Origin of the sequence: Paenibacillus pseudetheri, from assembly GCF_924513355.1 — a bacterium.
Lineage (GTDB): Bacteria > Bacillota > Bacilli > Paenibacillales > Paenibacillaceae > Paenibacillus_AQ > Paenibacillus_AQ pseudetheri.
Window position 1 is genome coordinate 56,787 of record NZ_CAKMAB010000030.1, and the last position, 19,788, is coordinate 76,574.

Sequence of the window (19,788 nt, forward strand, 5' to 3'; positions counted from 1 at the left end):
ACACTTTTTCTTTTTACATTAGGTATTGCCCTTTGCGCTAATATATGATAGTTTAGTTCTGCACTGCATGATTCTTTTATATTTTGTGCGGTCGTGGCGGAATTGGCAGACGCGCACGGTTCAGGTCCGTGTGGGTTAATCCCCGTGGAGGTTCGAGTCCTCTCGACCGCATACCTAAGTGCATATAAATTATAAATTAGCTGTACTTTTGAATTGCTCTTCAACCTGAAGAGCCTTTTTCTATTTATAAGGATATTTTCAAATTGGGATAACTCTAATGTAAAAGAAGTGAAGCGAAGATGGAACCTAATGTAAATGTCAATACGAAACGAAGTGTGCGGTTTCTTGAAAAATATTTGTCAGGAGACTCGTTAGATTATCGCCATATGATTGCTTTATTTATCCCTATTCTTGTAGATCAGGCCTTTATAGTGGGGCTAAATCTAGTGAATACGGCTATGATCAGTTCGTCCGGTGTGGCGGCTATCAGTGCGGTGAACATGATTGATTCCCTTAATCTTTTTCTCATTAGTGTGTTTATCGCGGTATCAACAGGTGGTACGGTTGTAGTAGCGCAGTATAAAGGAAGCGGCAATAGTCTTATGGTATCAAAAGCTACCGCAGGCGCCACTTCATCGGTTTCCCTTATGGCTTTTGTTGTTGGTATGTTTGGTATTCTTTTTCATAATCCGCTGTTGAACTTACTATTTGGAGCGGCTTCGCCAGAGGTAATGCACAACGCCCGAATCTATTTGATTGGGAGCTGTATCTCCTATCTTGGAATAGCTGTGGTAGAGGCAGTGTGTGGTGCTCTTCGGGGAATCGGAAGGACGAGAGCCTCGCTTGCGCTATCGCTCATTATGAATTTAGTTTACGTCCTCTTGAATCTCGTATTTATTAATCTTTTGCATATGGGTGTTCTAGGGATGACCATTTCTATAAATATAGCTCGATATTTGGGCGCGATATGCGCTCTGTATTATCTGTTCCGGATGGACAATGAACTGCATATTCGGATTCGCGACTTACTGGTGGTTCAATTCTCCATGCTCAAAAAAATAATGTTCATCGGTATGCCGTTTGCGGCGGAGCAGATGTTCTTTAATGGTGGTAAGATTCTGACGCAAGTCTTTATCGTTAGCCTCGGTACTTACGCGCTTGCTACCAACGCTATTGCCTCTTCCTTTGCGGGGATTATGCAAATTCCGGGTAATGCGCTGTCTTTGACGATTATTACAGTAGTCGGACAATGTATGGGAAGCAACAATGTTAAGGATGCTCGGAAATTTATTAAATCGTTTCTCGTAGCATCTTCCCTTTCCTTTGTGGTGATGGGATTGTTAGTTATGCCTTTCTTCCATCCGCTAGTGTCGATGTTCCATCCACCTGCGGAGATTGTGAGGGATATCTTCATAATTGTACTTATCAATACAATCGTACAAATACCGCTGTGGTCTGTTAGCTTCATAACTCCGTCAGCGCTTAGAGCAGCGGGTGATTCAAAGTTCACATCCATGGTGTCTATGTTGAGTATGTGGTTATTCCGTGTAGTACTCGGATACATCTTAGGTATTGTTCTCGATTTCGGTCTACTGGGGGTTTGGTTAGCTATGAACTGTGAGTGGGGAATTAGAGGATTCATATTTCTACGGCGCTTCATGGGTAAGAAGTGGGTTCAGCATCGTGTTATATAATAAAAGTAAAAGACACTCCGTGTGGGTGTCTTTTTGTTTGCCATGCATATAGTATTATTCTTTGATCTGTGAGAACAAATCATTCAAAGCTTCACTCATTGTGGGGTGAGTAAAGATATGATCTCTTAAAAAGGTAAAATCTTGCCCTGTTTGTATTAATTTAATCGATCCGCCAACGACCATGATCGTTTGATCCGTAATATAGTCGGAATCTTCCTGTGTCATTTCTTCGATCGGACTCATTCTAGATGCATATGCATTGTTGACCAAAATATCTATTTTTCAACTTCTCAACCACCTGCTGTGTAATGCCTGCCAGTTTATCGTGCTCCATTAGATTAGCTTGAATGAAGAATGATTCAGGTGTTCGTTTGACATAAAACTGTCTAGGAAGGGGAGAGTGTAGGGAATCCCATGGTGATCACTGCACCGCCATCCTTACGGTTTCCTGCTGTAATCAGACCTCCGGAGCGCTCGACGATCGCACGGGATATGGCTAGTCCTAATCCTGATTCGCCATCTTTTCCTTTTACAAATCGGTGGAACAGGTAAGGAAGCAGGTCTTCTGATATGCCAGGACCATCATCGCAAACGGAGAGCAGAACCTGATCATCTTTAACCGAAGAATGAATGTAGATATGCTGGTTGGCATAACGAGTTGCATTGGAAACTACATTAAGAAGGGCTTGTAACAGCTTATCTCTATCGGCTCGAACCGTAAGGGGCTCGTTATCATCGTAGGATACATGTAGGGTCAGCCCCTTTTTCATCAAAAGAGGGTTCATACGTTCAATCGTTTCTACCACTAAATCGTCCAGAGCGATCTCGCTAGTTCTAAAGCTATCCTCTTCACTATCCAACTTCGCAAGCAGGGTCATTTCTGTAACGAGATTCTTCAGACGACTACTCTCACTCATAATAATATCCAGTCCTTTATCAATGCCTTCCCCTTCGAAGATGCCATCCTTAATCCCTTCAGCGTAACCAGAGATAGACATTAGTGGGGTCTTTAACTCATGGGAGGCATTCTGGAAAAATTGCTTCTGCACGTGGTTAAATCGATTCAATTCGCCAGCCATGTCATATACCGACTTAGCGACAGCGCCAATCTCTCCTCCAGCTTTGATCAGCTTAACGTCTGAAAAGTGGCGTTCCTTAACTTTTTTCAGCTCTTGCTGCAGCTTCATTAGAGGCTGGATTAGCTTTTTCGTGATAAACAGGCCAAATAGGAGCATAAAGGCCCCTGCTGCACCGAAAACGATTAGTAGTCTTTTGAACAGAGCTTGTTCAATGCTTGTTACTGCGCTCATAGGTGTAAGTAGAGTTAGCGTGCCTATTGGCGTAGCCTTCACTTCTGTTATATATCTTGCATCTGATCCATTCCAAATATTCTGGAGGTCAGAGGTTTGACCAGCGACAAACTGCGTATTGGAACTTACCGCGATTGAACTCATATTTGATGAGGTGGACAGTACTTTTCCAGTCTCATCACTAAGAATGGCCTCAACGCTTGCAGTACCAACAGAAGAAGGCATGATCGCGGGCAGCGCATGGAGCTCAGTTTCGATGCTTCCTTTCTGTGCGGTACCCTGAATCATAGTGGCTGACATGGCGGAACTAATGCTTCGTAATTCCTCCTTTTGTGTTCCGACAAAATGATTGAGTAGCACAAAGTGGATTACAACAGCGGTAATAGACAGGAGCAGTACTAAGGCGATACTAAAGGCTAAATTAATCTGATGTGCTAGCTTCATCGATCTCCACTCCCTCCTCAATACGCATACGATAGCCATGTCCCCAAACGGCTTCAATCGGCAACAGGTCTAGTTTTTTTCGCATTCGTTTAATTAAATGGTCTACGGCGCGGTCACTCCCGAAATAGTCATCTCCCCAAACATGGGTTAACAGCTCATCTCTTGTAAATGCGCGGTTTGGAGAAGCTGCGAATACTTTTAGAAGGGTGAATTCTTTGCTGGTGAGTTCAATCTCATTTCCGTGCCAGAACACACGTCTTTCCTCCAATAATAACTGTAGATGGCTAACTTCAATTTGCGTAGATATGTGTGGGCTACTACTTGCGGGTTCCACGGGATTACTCATTTTATACCAGCGTTGTAACTGGCGTTTAATGCGAGCAACTAGCTCCCGGGGGCTAAATGGCTTGACCAGATAATCATCGCTGCCTAGCTCCAGACCTAATATTTTATCCACTTCATTATCTCTTGCAGAGATCATAATAATCGGTACCTCGGCTTCATTGCGAATCCGCCGACAAAACTCGTACCCGTCCATGCCAGGCAACATTACGTCGAGCACCCACATATCCGGTGGGCTTGTCTGCCATAAGGTCCATGCTTCCTCAGCGCTGCCAAGGCCAATCGTGCGGTAATTTTCTTTTTGTAAATAAGCTTCTACAAGATTGCGTATATGTTGATCATCGTCTACTACGGCAATGAGATAGTTGGTATTCATTTGGTTACCTCCAGAGTATTCTTCTGCAATTATATCAATCCATAGGTGGGTATAGGGGTCTGCCATCGTTTTTCCACAAATTAACCAATGTTATGCCACACCCATTTTGTAAGCTTGGACTTGTAAGATCATTCAAATCGACGAGGAGTGTTGTATTTATGAATCAACAGATGATATTTAAAAAGTTAGCTTTATCCGCCCTACTAGTGTCCGCAGTTGCTGCACCGACTGCAGTGAACGCAGCTAGTGGAGCTAGCGATCAAAGTGCGAAAACAACAGCAGCAGCCGTGGTTACTCCAGCAACTACAGGATCAATTACTACTCAAGTAGCAATCCTTGATTGGGCAGATCCCCTTGAATTGGCCAAAACATACGCACCTAATACGCTAGAAGACTGGAAGAAGACTTTAGATCAGTATTACAAGGCTGCTGGGTTTAGTATAACCGCGGTTTCCGAGCTGTTACCTTCTGAGCAGGCGGAGGGAGCTATATTCTCGAAAGAAATTCTGTCAGCCGAATCTCTGCCCGTGAGTTTTATTGAAGCTGGTCGCAATGTTGAGGTATTACCTAATGATAAGAAGATGGAGAGTTTTGTCTCTACTTCAATTAAAGGTGTAGCTGCAATTGCGGCTGTAGAAGCGACTGAGGCTACGATTTCAATTCAAGAATTTAGTGAGGCTGATAAAGCCTTCTTCAAAGCCCAAGAGGATCTGAATAGCGCGGCTAAAACCAAAGATTCCACTGTGATTAAGGAAGCTTTAACTAAACTATTGGATCAATATAAAGAGAAGATCAAGGCGTTAGAAACGTTGAAGTAACAGTGATAGCCGCAGCTTGATACAGAATAGAGAGAATGAAAAGGTAAAAGCAAAAAGACACCTCGAGGGGTGTCTTTTTGTTACGTAAATGTATCTAGTCCAACCCAATCTCGCCTTTTGCTTGAACCCTTGCTCTTTTCCGCCAATTCACTCCGATCACCCCGGCGACGATCATCACCGTGCCGGTCCAATGGTACCATTCCAGCTGTTCATTCAGCAGGAGTACACCACCAAGAATAGAGACAACTGTCGAAAGACTGCCGAAGATACTCACGCGTGAAGCCTCCATTCGAGATAAAGCATAGTTGGAGAGAAAGGAGGTCACGAGGGAAGATAGCACACCGAGATAAATCATGGAGAATATGAATTTAGGCTCCTGAAAAGGCGTGAAATATTGATTCAAGGTTCCTGCCGAACCATGCTTAATGATCGATAGTCCATTGAAAAATATGAATCCGAATAAAGTGATCATATAGGTGAGTTCCTTGGGGCTCCAGGTACGTGTTAGCTTCCGCGCCGCGACGTTATAACCGGCAAGGGATAGCGCTGAGATTAGGATGAGTAAGACGCCCCACAGACTAGAGGAAGAAATACTAACGCCAGGAATGGCAAAGATAAGAATGATACCTGCAACTGAGATTAAGGTGGAGATCTTCTGGAATCCGCTCGTAGTTTCCTTCAAGAACATCGCTGCTAAAATGATGGTGAAGATGGGCATGGTCGCCTGAATAATGCCTGCTACAGCAGATGTTGTATGCAGAAGTCCAAATGCTTGAAGTGTAAAGTACAACGACGGGTATAGTAGAGCAAGTGGGATTACCACTGCTGCCTTGGAAATACCAAACTTCACCCGCCCCCATCCTGGAAAAGTAAATAATGAAGCGGCAAGGAAAGATAACGTGAAGCGGTGAGCTAACGTATCGAATGGGTCTGAGACGGTTAAAGCCATTTTAACAAATATAAAAGAAAACCCGACAATAATAGCATTCAAGACAGCAGCTACTATCGCTTTTTGAGTAGAAGATGTATTCATCTATAAGACCTCCAAAGTGTTGCGCGCATTTAGGACCGGTCCTGTTATGCTCTTTATTCTAAGGCTAGAACAGCTATGCTACAATGTAATTATTGTTCATCTGTACCGGTACAAAATAGACTCGGAGGAAGGTGAAGGAGATATATAAGTATTCGGAGTTAATCAACGATCTGGAATTACAAATCGCTGAAGATACATATCGTGAGGGCGACAAGCTACCTTCTATTCGAGAGCTAGCGCTACGTTATGATTGCAATAAGAGCACGGTTATTCGAGCACTCCAAGACCTTCAGGACAAACATCTAATCTATGCAGCGTCAAAGAGTGGATATTATGTCATGAAACGCAGTGGGGAGCGAAAAGAAGAGGGGGCGCACTGGATTGATTTTACGGCATCTGCACCGGACCCGGATATTTTTCCGTATCTAGATTTTCAACATTGTATTAATAAAGCGATCGATATGTACCGTAAGGATTTGTTTATCTATGGGACGCCGCAGGGGCTGCCGTCTCTGATCCGTGAAATGCAGCGGCAACTGGCCTCTTATCAGGTATTTGCTGATTCGAAACAGATTTTTATCACCTCTGGTGTGCAGCAAGCACTTGGACTCTTAACCCGTATTCCTTTTCCGAATGGCAGGGAGCGTGTGTTGATTGAACAGCCGAGTTACCCACTGTTTATGGAGTATTTGAAGACGTACGACATCGAGACAGAGGGGATACGGCGTTCGGATGATGGGGTGGATTTGGATGAATTAGAGCGGTTATTTAAGACGGGCGAGTTCAAGTTCTTTTATACCGTTCCGCGGTTCCATAATCCGCTAGGCGTTTCCTTTACACGGAATCAGAAGAAGGCGATCGCCCAGCTTGCAGCTAAATACGATGTGTATATCGTAGAGGATGACTACATGGCAGATCTGGAGCAGGATGCGAAGCAAGATCCGATCTTTGCCTATGATAATACATCACATGTTATCTATTTAAAAAGCTTCTCCAAGATCATATTCCCAGGTCTGCGTGTTGGGGTAGCCATACTTCCCGAGGTGCTTTGTGAGTCCTTTAACCGATTCAAAAGACTGATGGACATAGATAGCTCTATGCTGTCCCAAGCTGCTTTGGAGTTATATTTGAAAAGTGGGATGTTCGAGCGCCACCGTAAAAAGATGCGTTCTTGCTACGGGAAAAGATCCATGCTTCTCCATGATTCGATCATGAGGGAGGCAAATGCAGCGTCTGAACAGCATTATTCCTATGTTCCTGCCAGTCAGCTAGCCGTGCATACGTATCTGAAACTTACGGATGGTATTAGAGCAGAGCAGATGATCAAACGGCTGCAAAAAAAGTCCATTCGAGTAGAGATGGCGGATAGTGGTTATCTTCCGTATTTCGCCAAGGAGAGCATTCTAAAGCTTAACGTATCTAGTGTAAAAGAACCTGATATTCCCTCTGGCATTGAACAGGTAATTCGAGAAATTCGCTGAAGTAGCAGGAATAGAAGTGGTAATCCTTTATTAGCCCTCTAAGCCACTACTCATTCCTTTCCCTCATATAATTGGAATGACTGAGCTACAGCGCAAAAAAGCGATCCGCTGATGATATCGGATCGCTTTTTTACCACAAGACGCACTATCTACTCAGTAGGTATGAATTATATCGTCTTATTGATCTTCTACTATCTCTGACTGCCAGCCTAACTGTCTGCACATTTCACTCATCTTACGAATATTGAGTCTGGCTTCAATCTTGGTTAGTCCCAATCTGATCGAAGTATCCGCAGCCCAGCGAAGTAAGTACACCAAGGTATCAGCCTGCGCTTCTTTAGCCGCATAATCTAATAATACAAGGGTATTGTCTACGACACCGGCACGTACATATCCCCAATAGCTGCCATCAAATTGCCGTATGGTAAACAACTCGCGATCCTCTGTAACCTGAGTCTCTTCTAGTGGACTCTCCAGATGCTCCAGCCACTCCTTTTCAGAAGTGAAATATAGTGTATATTGCGGAATGTTCCACTCAGTTGTCTGGGTCGCGAGGTCGGCAAGCTTCTTACTATTTTCTAAAGGTATCCAATCTTCCACGGGATGATCTAACTCCGCCGGAACCTCTACGACGATTTTCCAAGGTCTGTAGTTTACTTCTACGCCAATGGATCCTAGGATCTCAGGTACGCCGACACTTTCCAAGCCTCTTTGCTTGGCGATCTGAATAAGTGCTCTCAGTGCATCTGGTGAACCCTTTGCAACATCATTACTATGCATGACCACAATGGTTCCATTTTCAAGCGCAGGCTCAACTTTGGCAACGATCTCTTCTGCAGAAATACCTGACCAATCTCCGCAATCCACACCTTCAATATCCAGATAGCCGCCCCATTCTGTTAGCCAATCGAGATTTTCTTCCCGGTAGGAGCAGTATGGAAAACGCATGAAATTGGGAGACGGAAGACCCGTTGCGTCCTGATACGCCAGCTCAGTCAGCTTCAACTGCTCTAAGAATACCGACTTTGGTACTTGGGCCATTCTCCGATGATGATACGTATGCGGAGCAAGCACATGACCCCGGGAAAGGATTAATCTCGCTTTCTCTGGATACCGATCCATCCATTCCCCAGTGAAGAAAAAGGTGCCTACAGCCCCTTCCTCCTCCAAAACATCAAGCCATAATTCAACGGGAAGCTGGGAAGGCCCATCATCAAATGTAAACGCGCATAGTGCTTGGTTGATATCACCTTTCCAAACCGCTTTAGCTGACATATTGACGTTTCCTTTCTATGGTTATTTGGTAAAAAAGTTCGGCAAGAACTCTTTATTGGCTTCCAGCATTTCATCCAGCATACGAACTGCCACATCTACAGATGGAACGAGTGGATGATGTACCATTGCCTGAAGGGCAAGCGCACGATCGCCGGTTACAGCGGCATCAATGGCTAGCTGCTCGTAAGTTTTGACAGCGTGAATAAGTCCTTTAGCCATTGGTGGAATCTTGGTCAGTGGTAGAGGTAGTGGACCGTTCTTGGTGACGACACAGTTGACTTCGATACTTGCATCATCTGGCAAGAAGTCCAGTATGCCACGGTTAGCAACATTCAAGGTCTGGATGTCGTTTGATCCGTTATGGAGCGATCTCATGAGATTAACGGCCGCTTCTGAATAGAAAGCCCCACCGCGTTGTTCCAGCTGTTTTGGTTTCTCGCTTAGTTCTAGATTGGCATATAGCTCAAACAGCTCTTCTTCCACACGTTTGACGACTTCAGCACGGTTGATGCCTTGCTTAAACGATTCCATCTGCTCTTCGAGCATAGCATCTGTCATATAGAAATATTTCAAGTAGTAGGAAGGGACGGCACGAAGCGATTGTAGAAATTCTGGATTCCACTCTCGGGCTGGCACGTTCTTGGCACTATAACCCTCTGTGAGCATGTCATCCAGTTTATCTTCACCTTCAACATCGATTCTAGTAATCCAATGCAAGTGATTCAGACCAACAAATTCGGCATAAACACGGTCGGCAGCTACGTTATATTTGGCGGATACTTGCTTGATCAGGCCGATAGGTGCATTACAGAGACCGATACTCTTTACCTTGGAGTATTTCAGAACAGCCTCAGTGACCATTCCTGCAGGATTGGTGAAATTGAGCAGCCATGCGTTAGGAGCCAGCTCTTCGATATCACGGCATACATCCAGAATGACAGGAATTGTACGGAGTGCTTTCATCATTCCGCCAGGACCTGTCGTTTCTTGACCAATGACACCGTATTTAAGAGGAATTGATTCATCACGTGCGCGGGCATCAAGCATACCGACACGCATCTGAGTGCTGACGAAGTCTGCGCCTTCGATAGCCTTTCGGCGGTCTGTTGTAAGATGAACTTCAATCGGAAGCCCGGATTTCTCAACCATACGTTTAGCGAGATTTCCAACGATATTCAGCTTGCGAAGTCCAGGTTCAATATCTACGAGCCATAGTTCACGAACAGGAAGCTCCTTATAATGAAGAATAAATCCCTCTACCAATTCGGGTGTGTACGAAGAACCCCCACCGATAACTGCGATCTTTAATCCTTGATTAGTTGCCAAGATCAATCACTCCTGTCTTATTTGTTTGTTGGATCGATTCATAATCTTGAAATTGCCGCATGTACTCATACACTTCACTGCTAAGGGTCAAACCATCTTGATCCATCGCGGACCATACGGCACCTACTACAGGCTCTGTGGCAAGAGTCACCACAGTTGCTTGTGGAGCTGCAGCTTGTACAGCTTTCTCAATAGGTCCGCGAATCCAGCCGCGATCCCCACGGGTTAGCAGACTTCCCGCCAGAACCACATCAAAGGTATCCTGCTCCATCCCAAGCTTGTGGATGACTGCAGCAGCGGACTTCCCTAACTCAACGCCTTGCCGGTTTAGAATCTCTAAGGCTACAGCATCTCCTTCAGCTGCTGCTTCGAAGAGCAAGCGTGCAGCATGAACAGGGACCCTTTTCCAATGATTGAGGAAATCATTAAACATATCTCCAACTTCCTCATAACCTAGCAAGTTGAGTAGAAGTCCGGTCAAAAGGGTAGGTTGTTCCCGTCCATCCCAAGCTCTTATGACAGAACGAAAGACTTCAATGTTGAGTGCACCGCCCCCGCCGAAGTCACCGTACATGTAGTCAAAGCCACCACATTGATAGTGCTCTCCTTGCTTGTTTCTGCCTGCCGAATTGGTGCCTGTGCCGCAGATTAGTGCAACTCCATAAGGGCGAGTCGTCCCTGCACGTAATCCAATCATGGTGTCACAGTTAATGGTGTAATTGATAAATCCGATCTCGCGAATTATTGGATGGAGAATGGCATAATCGGCCTCACGGTCAGCACCGGCAAGCCCAAGATAGGTATGTTGGATGTCCTCCAATCGGAGTCCAGCCTCATCTAGCGCCCCGAATGTGGCCTCTCGAATGCTGTTGGCTGCCTCAAGGGCGCCTGTCTGGTGGTTGCCGTTACCGCTCCTGCCCTTACCGAGAACATTGCCATGTTCATCGCTTAGCAGAGCATAGGTCTTGGTGCCTCCACCATCGATCCCCAAGTAGTAAGTCAATGGTTGTCACTCCTTGTCTATATGATTTAATTAATTGGAAGTAGATTCCCGTACAATTAACTCTGGGTCAATCTTTACTCCAGCTCCGCGTTTCATCTTTCCAGAGATACGCTTTAAGAGCATTTCGGCAGCTGCTAATCCAATTTTGTCCGAAGGCTGACGGATCGTTGTTAAATATGGATGAAGCTGTGAAGCAATATAATGATCATCATAGCCAATCACAGCTACTTGTTCGGGTACTCGAATGCCAGCTTCCATTAACGCGTTGATGACGCCAAGGGCGATATTGTCATCGCCAGCGAATACCGCAGTAGGTAACTGTCCTTCGTTCAGCCAGCGTTTGCAGGTTTCGTATCCCATTCCAATTTCGAAATCACCATGTACAATCTCAAATGGAGTAAGACCTTTTTCCTCAAGTGCATGTAGAAATCCGGCACGCCGCTCCCGCGTACTACGGAACATCTCCTGCCCACATAGATGAGCAATTGACGTATGACCGAGCGCTAACAGATAACTGGTAGCCATGTAGCCGCCTTTGAAGTTGTCGATCGTGATAGAGTAGGTGTCATTCTCGGGCTTTTGGTTATCAATCAGCACATAGGGAATGCCGCGCCGCTTTAATTCCACAATATAATTATCCTCTTCCATCGGAGAGAGCAGAAACAAACCGTCTACACGATCCTCCTGAATTAAATAATGGCTATCATCCGATTCGATGCCAGCTGAGATGGAGATGGCCAAAAAATAACCATGCATCGCTAAGACTTCATTCAGCTCTTTGACCACTGCGTCAAAAAAGGAATCCTGCAGGGTCGTGACAATAATTCCGATAATTCCCGTCTTACCGCTTGCCAGACTACGTGCTGCTGCATTTGGGCGATAATCCAGCTCTTTAATGGCCTCCAGCACCTTCTGGCGATTATTCTCGCGTACCGATTCGGCCCCATTTAAGACCCGGGATACGGTTACAACCGATAATCCTGATTTCTTGGCTACATCAAAAATACTCACTTTCATCTCTAATTCTCCTCGCGGCAGATTTTCCGATCCTGTTTTCTACCTTCAGTATACAGGGTTGGCAGACTGTCCGCTAAACGTATGATTTCAAACAGGCATACCGTCCCTAAAGGGACGGCATACCTGGCAAACATTATCGATGAATGATCTCCGTAACTTTTTTCTGAATCGTCGTCATCACCTCTTCCACCGTCTTATGTCCAGTTTCTACAGGCTGCAATTCATTAATGAACATGTCATTAATTTGCGAGTAGTTGGTGATCAAATGGTTGTAGGATTCAAAGCCATAGTTCACAGCACCCTCGTAGACATTTTTGATATCTTGTGGATCGATACCGTCAAAATGTTTATAGTAGGCTTCTGCAGCTTCTGTATTGATCGGTGGGTTACCTCCGCTCAGGTCAATGGATTTCTCTTGCACTTCGGTTGTAATCAGGTATTTAATCCATTCAAGAGCTTCCTTCGGATGCTTGGAATCCTTCAAGATCAGCAGTGGATCGACGTAAAGTGTGCTGCGTACCTTATCGTTGCCTCCCCAAGGCACAGCGGCTACGCCAATTTTGAAGGGAAAGTCATTCGCACCTGCAAGGTTCCACGAGCCACCGATGGACATACCGATTTTACCTGCAACAAAGGGATCGCCGTTCTGACCGGCTACGCTTTTACTCCACTCGGTGGATGGAGATACTTTATCTTTGAAGACGAGACCAAACAGCTTGTTGTATGCGGCGATTACCTCTGGCGAGTCAAAATAGGTCTCGGATGGCACGCCCCCATTAGTCCATGTATCTTCTGAATAAGGCTGCGCTCCAAAATATAATGGCCGCATATCGCGTTCGGACCAGGTGAAGTCTACGCCATATTGTGTCTTGGCGATATCATCGGATACCAGTGTCATCTTTTTGGCATTCTCCACCATTTTGTCAAAGGTCCAGCTCTTATCTTCATAATCGCTTGTTGGGTAAGTCAGATTGGCAGCATCAAACATGTCTTTGTTATAGAGCATCAAGGTGACATACATATTAACTGGGATACCATATGTGTGATCTTTAACTTTATAGATGTTCATCAGGTTCTCTGGGATGTTGTAATCCGCTGCCTTGAAACCATCCTCTTTTATTAGGTCGGTCAAATCGAGCAGCATATCCTTGTTGTAGTATTCTGCGAAACCTCCATAACCCCAGTGACTTGTCACATCGGGTGATTTGCCACCGGCAATTAGCGTTTGCAGCTTGCTGTCAAACTGCTCATAAGGTGCTTTTTCCACTTTAACTTTAATGTTCGGATGCTGCTTTTCGAAATCAGGGATTAATTTTTCGACAAATGTACGATCCTCGGAATCTATTGTGTAGTGGGTGATAGTTACCGTTTCTGCTTTGCTTCCTGAATTGGTCGAGCCGCCATTTCCTTCAGATAGCGTGTTACCCGCCGATTTTCCGCCGCTACAGCCTGACAATGCCAGAACAACAAGCATGGTTGTTGCAAGTAAAAGCGCACTACTTTTCCTGTTCTTGTTCATTAGCTAAACCCTCCATGATTTCAAGTATATTTGGCCGCCCGGGTGGCGGATTATTACTTAATCCCTGTAAGTACAATCCCTTCGACGAACTGTTTCTGTGCTACAGCAAACAGTGTAACGATTGGAACCATAGCCAGAACTGAAGCGACCATCAGCAGATGCCAAGGTGGAATGCGGAATCTCGATGAGGTGAGAGAAGCCATCCCGACGGGTAGTGTGAACTTCTCTGACGAGCTTAGGTAAAGCACCGGTGTAAGCAGATCGTTCCAGTTGTAGATAAAAGCAAAGATAGCTACAGTTGCAAGAGCGGGTTTGGAGAGTGGGAGTGCTATAGTAGCCCACATCCGTATTTCGCCGCATCCATCAATGCGTCCGGCATCAAACAGTTCTTCAGGCAATGTGGAGAAGAATTGGCGCAGCAGGAAAATGTTATAAGCTGAGCCGAAAAAAGCAGGCACAATCAAGGGTAGAAAGGTGTCGATCCAGTTCATTTGCGAAAAGAGTACGAATTGCGGAATCATAATGGCTGGATAAGGCAACATCATTGTGCTCAACAATAGGATGAACCATATCTTATTCCCTCTACCTCTGAATCTGGCGAATCCATAGGCGACCAGCGCTGAAGAAATCAAGGTGCCTACAACGCTGAGACCGGCGATAATTAAACTGTTTTTGTAAAGCGTACCGAACTGCAGGGTATCAAATATTTCTGTGTAATTGCTCCACTGCCAGTTCTCTGGAAGAAAGGTAGGTGGGAACTTCAGCATTTCACGTTTGGACTTAAGTGAAGTGGAAACCATGAAGAACAAAGGAAGCAGCATCAGAAATGTTGTAACTACTAAAGTAATAAAGCTGAAAATTTTAACAGGTTCCACTTTCCGGCGGCGTCTTGTTTCTTTAGTCTGGGGGCTTAGCGCTCTGACTGTACTCATTTGCGTCCGCCTCCTTCGTAGTGAACATAACGGTTAGACAATTTCATAATTAGTGCGGTGCACAGCATAACTACGATGAGGAGCACCCATGCCAAGGCTGAGGAATAACCGGCACGATATTCTTTGAAAGCACTGGTGTAGAGATTATAGACATAGAACCAGGTAGAGTAATTCGGACCTCCTTGAGTCATGACAAAAGCTTGGGTAAAGACTTGGAAGGAATCGATCAGTCCCATAATTAGTTGAAAAAGCAGCACGGGAGAGATCATCGGTAAGGTAATGTTCAAGAAAATTCTGAAGCGTCCGGCACCGTCAAGGTTAGCGGCTTCGATCAAGCTAGCCGGTACGCCTTGCAGACCTGCGAGGAATAAAATCATTCCTGAGCCTGCTGTCCAGAAGGTCATGATGATCAAGGCATATAGTGCAGTGTCCGGGTTCATTAGCCAAGCCGGTCCATGAATACCGAACCAGGAAAGGATGTAATTGAAGAGCCCGATCTGCGGGTTGAAGATCCAGTACCATAGGAGGGACATGGCCACGCCGGATACCATGCTTGGAAAATACATGGCCGTTCGGAAAAAGCCGCGTAGAGGAATGGTCTGGTGAAGCAATAGCGCAAATCCAAGACCGAGTACAAGCTGGATAGGTACACCGATGAAGGTATATCTCAGCGTGACAACCACCGATTTCCAGAACAGGTCATTGTGAAACATCTCTGTGTAGTTAGCGAGCCCGACAAACTTAGGTGGGTGTATGATGTCATAATCAGTAAAGCTGAAGTAAAGCGATGATAAGATAGGATAAAGGGCGAATACTAGGAAGCCGATAATCCAAGGAGAAATGAACAGATACATGTAGAAAGTCTGCCGCCTGTTCTCGCGATTGATCATGACACACCAACCTCTCATTTTAAAGTATAAGCGCTTTAACTTTTAATCATGACAATACTATTAAATAACAATAATAATAGGTACTACTAGATTAAAGTTTAATCGCTTTAACTTTTTGGTTCGCTTGATAAGCTTATCATAGAGGATGATCACTAAATAATCAATACTTATTTTTAACTATAAGAGCGCTATCAGTCATTAAACATAACATAGACACTGTTATTTTTTTGGGGAAAGTCCCTTGAACAAGATCTATAAGATTTTTGTGTAAGTGATTATAACATGTAAAAATTATTTTCGGTTGATATTTCTCATGCTATGATTAGGTTTGGTCATATTTTGTTAGAAATGAGGAAGCTGAATGATGACTAGACCTTACTTAAAAATGATCCAGCATTCTGTTACAACCTTAGGGATTACCTTTGAGGAAGTTACACCGAACTTCGTATATAGAGCGACAGATGGAATGAAATCATTTGTGATGGTAGACGCTGAGATCGGACTAAACAACAGTGCTTCTACGATCATTGCGATGAGTAAATCTTTAACTTATGACGTTTTGCATAAGGCGAATATCCCCGCGGTAGAACATATTTATTTAGCGCATCCTGATGCTAGATTTAATCATTCCAATCCTTACGAATTAGCTGAGTGCTCTTTTTATAAGTTCAATAAACAGGTAGTTATGAAGCAGGATAACGGGGCACAGGGAAATCATGTGTACAAAATTAATGAGATAACCGATCTGCACGAGAAGCTGGACACATTATTTTCTTTGCAGCTTAATGGGGCGATAGGCCCTTATTATGAAGCGGAGATTGAATATAGAATTGTAACCTTTAATCATCAGGCGCGTGTATTCCTTGGCAAAAAGAGGGTTCATTCCTGGAAGCACAATTTGATTAACGGGGCTGTTGCTATTGAGGTTAGCGATCAGGCCAAACGAGCGGCGTTAGCGGCGCTTGCTTCCGGGACCTCTAAAGCGATGGGCCTTGATTTCTGCTCCGTGGATATTTTGGAGACAGGACAAGGCCTCATGGTGATTGAAGTAAATCATAAAGTCATGTTAGATGAATATTGTAAGCAGAATCCGAGTGAAGTGCCAGCTCTATCTGACCTTTATCGGGAAGTCATTCTCCAGCGCTTTGAGAAGCTATAAGCCGATATCGAGCAGCGATTGTCCGAATAATCTTTTGGCATTTCCGATAAAGGTTTGCGTGCCGACAATTATAATAATCTCGGAAGACGGGCGTGTTTGTATATGCGTTAGAGCATCCTCCAAATAAGGGAACTCGGAGCTTTGTTCGATAAAACGCTTGGCAACATGCAGGGCATCCGTAGGAAAAGAAAGATGACTGATGTCAGGTCTTGTGATAATTAATTGATCCGAGACTGTACTCATCACTTCGATAACCCCAGGATAATCTTTATCTTTAGGGACACCGATAATTGAAGTTACAGCTCGGCTGCGGTCGGGATTCACTAGTTGAATAAGCTCAGCCAAATAGCGTGCCGATTCTTTATGAATCGCTCCGTCAATTATCGTTAATGGGTCATGACAGATTACTTCACAACGACCCGGCCATTGCAGTTTCGCAAAACAGTTGAGAACGAGTTCCCTATTCAGAGGACCACTTGTAATATCCTCACATAGTGCGACTGCGGTGGCTGCATTTAGAGCTTGAAATTGCCCCAATAACGGAATCGTTAAGGATGGGTAAATCGCTTGATTTGTCTGAACATTAAAAGTAGTTCCAACGGGTGTTATTGCTATAGAGTCCGCCCAGAACTGCTCCTCATAATACTGCACAGAATTAGAAGTAAGGTTCGCTTTTATAGTCGCAAGTACGCCCGATTTCTGTTTGCTGATATAGACGTTAGTAGCCTTATTTTTGACGACGCCCAGTTTATGTAGTGTAATGCTGTTCAGGTCAGGCCCCAAATTAGCTACATGTTCCTCCATAATCGGAGTAATGACAGCCCAATCATTCTTCAGGACATTCGTGTCATCAAACCTTCCGCCTCTTCCACATTCAATTACATTGAAATCGGTATGATTCTCCTTGAAGTACAACGTCGCAATCGCCAAGCCCACCCCAACAGGACCTTGGTACTCATCAGCGGCAAGCTGATCTTCAATCGTTTGAAATCCCTCGCGAACTACATTTCCTAATCGTACAAAATCCTCTGTGGATATGGCCCGCCCGTCAATCCGTATTCTTTCGTTGAAATCCACCAGATGAGGGGAGGTAAACAAGCCCACTTTATAGCCTAGGTGACTTAATAAAGAGGAAATAAATCTAGAGGTGGAGCCCTTACCTTTACTGCCTGTGACTAGTATGTATTGTTGATCTCGATCCGGACTTCCGACTAGTTCCAGCAATGCTCTGGTTAATTCCGGTCTTCTAACTTGTTCATCCAAAGTTTCTGTGATGTTGTTAATGGCTCTTAGATAAGAGCTGTAGATCATATCTTCTACCTGGGCTTGTGAAGTGAATTCCACGATCATCGCTCCATTTAGTTAATTTTTGCTCGCTCTTCAGATAGCGTTGTGTAGATGATTATCGGAAGTAGTATCAGAGAAATAGCAACGGTCAGAGCGATGCTCCAGTTTAAATCCTTATACAGCTGTACTACTGTAAACAACAAAGCGATTACAGGCAAGACCAGCTTATTTAAGTGTTTTAAGAATAGGGAGTTCATGCTTCTCTTTACGGTAACCGATGTGCCGATACTGGGGATTTCTAGTTCATTCCGTGACAAAGCGGTGATTCCGATAAATAAGTGGCTGTCGATAAATTTAAGCTGATCATCCTCCTCATTTAGCTTGATCAGCTGAGCAATATGCTCAGTGTCTATATCTAAGATGGGAACGGTGATTTCTTTGTTGTTATAGGTGATGACGATTTTGTCGGTCTCTTCCATGCCCAGCAGCTTTCTAACATTGGGGTGAATTCGGCATAGATTTTGGTGCTCATCAAAAGGGTAGGGATGTCCTACTCTTAGCGTAAGCTCTCTTTTGCCAATAAAAAGGTTTCCTAATGCGGTTAAGGGCCGTTTGAATCCCAGATGTATAAGTTTATGTATGCCAACCGTGGACTGCGGACTTGTTCTTGCACGGGTAATGATTAGTTGATCATTCTCAGTGGCATGAGTCTCAAGTAACAACATGATATATCTGTTGAAATATAGCGCATTCGGCTTGGCAGTGTCATCCTCTTTTAACGTTAAGTTTACCCGAAAGCCATTCTTAGGATTAATCAGCTCTACATGGTTCGAATATTTGCGGACGAGCGTTGGACAAGCTTTGACATAAGGTTTAGCAATCTCGTCCACTTTAGGAATTCCCCGAAGGATCGTGTTGTACTCAGGTTTAGTAAAGGTTAATCCTGTTATGGGGCAATCTCCTATCTTATCCTTTGCTCTTTTAGATAATTGAATACTGCCTCTTGGGATATCACTTTTAGATAAAAGCAAACAGCTAACCTGAGCGCCATTCTCTGCTTTAAGCTCGACAAAGATATGGTGGACTAAGCCTAATTCAGCCAGCTCATCGGGGTTCATTGTGATTTCTTCCCGGGCAGTATAGCTTTGTTTGTCCAATAGGGTGAAGGTCTGCTCGATATTTATGTTAGGCACCTCCCAATTGATTGATGATTTGTTCGAGGGAATGAATGGTTTTTTGGAATAAATCAAATGATTTCGGGTTACGATAATTTCGATTAATTTCAATTTGAATACTTTGAACTAACAACTCATTGGCGGAATACGATGTGATCGTTCCCGGATGAGATGCAGAAAATGTATGGTTTTGATGAACATTGGTAATACCATGATTGAAAAAAATACGTATGACTTCATTTATATTATTTTCTTGTATGGAAGTTCCGTGTAATGTACCTAAATCAATATCAAATTCCCTTTCCTTAGAGGCACCATGCAAGTCTATAACAAAGTTAATTTGATGTTCTTTGACAATTGTTCCAAGTGCAGCTTTATATTCTCCGCCAAGGATGTAATTTGGGTCTTCTTTGGAGAAGCTATTGGAATAGATACAGTGGCAATTGGTGAGCTTTTGTAACAGCAGCGCAAGAGAGCCTGTATACATATCAGCAGGTTTTACAGCATGTTCTCTATAGTGGTTAATGGCATGCGGAGCAGACACAAGGACAGGAAGAGTACCTTTTGCAATGGAGTAAGAGGGTTCTACCCCGATATCGCCAAAATAATTATTATTAGAGAATTGTAATTCATACTTTTCGATCAGAGATAAGATATGCAATCACCTATTCATAGTTATTTTTTTAAAATATAAGAAAGTATAAGTT

The 19,788-nt window shown here is 44.1% G+C and carries 18 protein-coding genes and 1 tRNA gene; 5 read left to right on the plus strand and 14 right to left on the minus strand.

Annotated elements, in window-relative coordinates; translation table 11 throughout:
* Positions 1-87 precede the first annotated feature (87 nt).
* Positions 88-171, plus strand: a tRNA-Leu gene (locus L1028_RS21970).
* Between the two features lie 128 nt (positions 172-299).
* Positions 300-1,694: an MATE family efflux transporter gene (locus L1028_RS21975; protein WP_234539682.1), complete on the plus strand. Its 1,395-nt coding sequence runs from the start codon at positions 300-302 to the stop codon at positions 1,692-1,694.
* Positions 1,695-1,748: 54 nt separating this feature from the next.
* Here the strand turns inward: L1028_RS21975 and L1028_RS21980 are convergent, their stop codons facing one another.
* The 3 genes from L1028_RS21980 to L1028_RS21990 all read right to left on the minus strand — a co-directional run bounded on the left by L1028_RS21980 (position 1,749) and on the right by L1028_RS21990 (position 4,166).
* Positions 1,749-1,964, minus strand: a complete 216-nt coding sequence (locus L1028_RS21980; protein WP_234539686.1) for a hypothetical protein — start codon at positions 1,962-1,964, stop codon at positions 1,749-1,751.
* A 116-nt stretch (positions 1,965-2,080) separates the two neighbouring features.
* Positions 2,081-3,448: a sensor histidine kinase gene (locus L1028_RS21985; RefSeq protein ID WP_234539690.1), complete on the minus strand. Its 1,368-nt coding sequence runs from the start codon at positions 3,446-3,448 to the stop codon at positions 2,081-2,083.
* Complete coding sequence (locus L1028_RS21990) at positions 3,426-4,166, minus strand: response regulator transcription factor (RefSeq protein ID WP_234539693.1); 741 nt, start codon at positions 4,164-4,166, stop codon at positions 3,426-3,428. The genes L1028_RS21985 and L1028_RS21990 overlap by 23 nt, the downstream gene beginning before the upstream one ends.
* A 158-nt stretch (positions 4,167-4,324) precedes the next feature.
* Between L1028_RS21990 and L1028_RS21995 the strand changes: the two genes are divergently transcribed.
* Positions 4,325-4,984, plus strand: coding sequence for a hypothetical protein (locus tag L1028_RS21995; protein ID WP_234539697.1), 660 nt, complete (start codon positions 4,325-4,327; stop codon positions 4,982-4,984).
* 94 nt (positions 4,985-5,078) lie between these two features.
* Here L1028_RS21995 and L1028_RS22000 read toward each other — a convergent pair whose 3' ends face one another.
* The gene (locus L1028_RS22000) at positions 5,079-6,017 is read right to left on the minus strand and encodes a DMT family transporter (RefSeq protein WP_234539701.1); all 939 of its coding nucleotides are present in this window, start codon (positions 6,015-6,017) and stop codon (positions 5,079-5,081) included.
* 140 nt (positions 6,018-6,157) lie between these two features.
* Here L1028_RS22000 and L1028_RS22005 point away from each other — a divergent pair, with 140 nt between their 5' ends.
* On the plus strand, positions 6,158-7,498 hold the full coding sequence (locus L1028_RS22005; protein ID WP_234539733.1) for an aminotransferase-like domain-containing protein: 1,341 nt from the start codon (positions 6,158-6,160) through the stop codon (positions 7,496-7,498).
* Between the two features lie 177 nt (positions 7,499-7,675).
* Here the strand turns inward: L1028_RS22005 and L1028_RS22010 are convergent, their stop codons facing one another.
* From L1028_RS22010 to L1028_RS22040, 7 genes are all read right to left on the minus strand, one after another.
* Entirely contained in the window at positions 7,676-8,773 is a 1,098-nt protein-coding gene (locus L1028_RS22010) for a polysaccharide deacetylase family protein (RefSeq protein WP_234539705.1), read from the minus strand.
* 21 nt (positions 8,774-8,794) lie between these two features.
* Positions 8,795-10,099 (minus strand): 6-phospho-beta-glucosidase, encoded by a 1,305-nt coding sequence (locus L1028_RS22015; protein WP_234539707.1) that lies wholly within the window; start codon positions 10,097-10,099, stop codon positions 8,795-8,797.
* On the minus strand, positions 10,089-11,102 hold the full coding sequence (locus L1028_RS22020) for an N-acetylglucosamine kinase (RefSeq protein WP_234539709.1): 1,014 nt from the start codon (positions 11,100-11,102) through the stop codon (positions 10,089-10,091). The genes L1028_RS22015 and L1028_RS22020 overlap by 11 nt, the downstream gene beginning before the upstream one ends.
* Positions 11,103-11,132: 30 nt before the next feature.
* The gene (locus tag L1028_RS22025) at positions 11,133-12,119 is read right to left on the minus strand and encodes a LacI family DNA-binding transcriptional regulator (protein WP_234539712.1); all 987 of its coding nucleotides are present in this window, start codon (positions 12,117-12,119) and stop codon (positions 11,133-11,135) included.
* Positions 12,120-12,252: 133 nt separating this feature from the next.
* Positions 12,253-13,638, minus strand: a complete 1,386-nt coding sequence (locus L1028_RS22030) for an ABC transporter substrate-binding protein (RefSeq protein ID WP_234539714.1) — start codon at positions 13,636-13,638, stop codon at positions 12,253-12,255.
* Between the two features lie 53 nt (positions 13,639-13,691).
* Entirely contained in the window at positions 13,692-14,570 is an 879-nt protein-coding gene (locus tag L1028_RS22035) for a carbohydrate ABC transporter permease (RefSeq protein ID WP_234539716.1), read from the minus strand.
* Entirely contained in the window at positions 14,567-15,460 is an 894-nt protein-coding gene (locus tag L1028_RS22040; RefSeq protein ID WP_149646329.1) for a carbohydrate ABC transporter permease, read from the minus strand. The genes L1028_RS22035 and L1028_RS22040 overlap by 4 nt, the downstream gene beginning before the upstream one ends.
* A gap of 361 nt (positions 15,461-15,821) precedes the next feature.
* Here L1028_RS22040 and L1028_RS22045 point away from each other — a divergent pair, with 361 nt between their 5' ends.
* Positions 15,822-16,619, plus strand: a complete 798-nt coding sequence (locus tag L1028_RS22045; RefSeq protein WP_234539717.1) for an ATP-grasp domain-containing protein — start codon at positions 15,822-15,824, stop codon at positions 16,617-16,619.
* Here the strand turns inward: L1028_RS22045 and L1028_RS22050 are convergent.
* From L1028_RS22050 to L1028_RS22060, 3 genes are read right to left on the minus strand one after another with little or no spacing between them, the layout of a single operon-like run.
* Positions 16,614-17,963 carry a bifunctional folylpolyglutamate synthase/dihydrofolate synthase gene (locus L1028_RS22050; protein ID WP_234539719.1) on the minus strand — a complete coding sequence of 450 codons (1,350 nt, stop codon included), beginning with the start codon at positions 17,961-17,963 and terminating at the stop codon, positions 16,614-16,616. The two genes, L1028_RS22045 and L1028_RS22050, sit on opposite strands and share 6 nt — an antisense overlap.
* A gap of 14 nt (positions 17,964-17,977) precedes the next feature.
* Entirely contained in the window at positions 17,978-19,063 is a 1,086-nt protein-coding gene (locus L1028_RS22055) for a hypothetical protein (protein WP_234539722.1), read from the minus strand.
* A gap of 28 nt (positions 19,064-19,091) precedes the next feature.
* On the minus strand, positions 19,092-19,742 hold the full coding sequence (locus L1028_RS22060) for an N-formylglutamate amidohydrolase (RefSeq protein ID WP_234539725.1): 651 nt from the start codon (positions 19,740-19,742) through the stop codon (positions 19,092-19,094).
* Positions 19,743-19,788 lie beyond the last annotated feature (46 nt).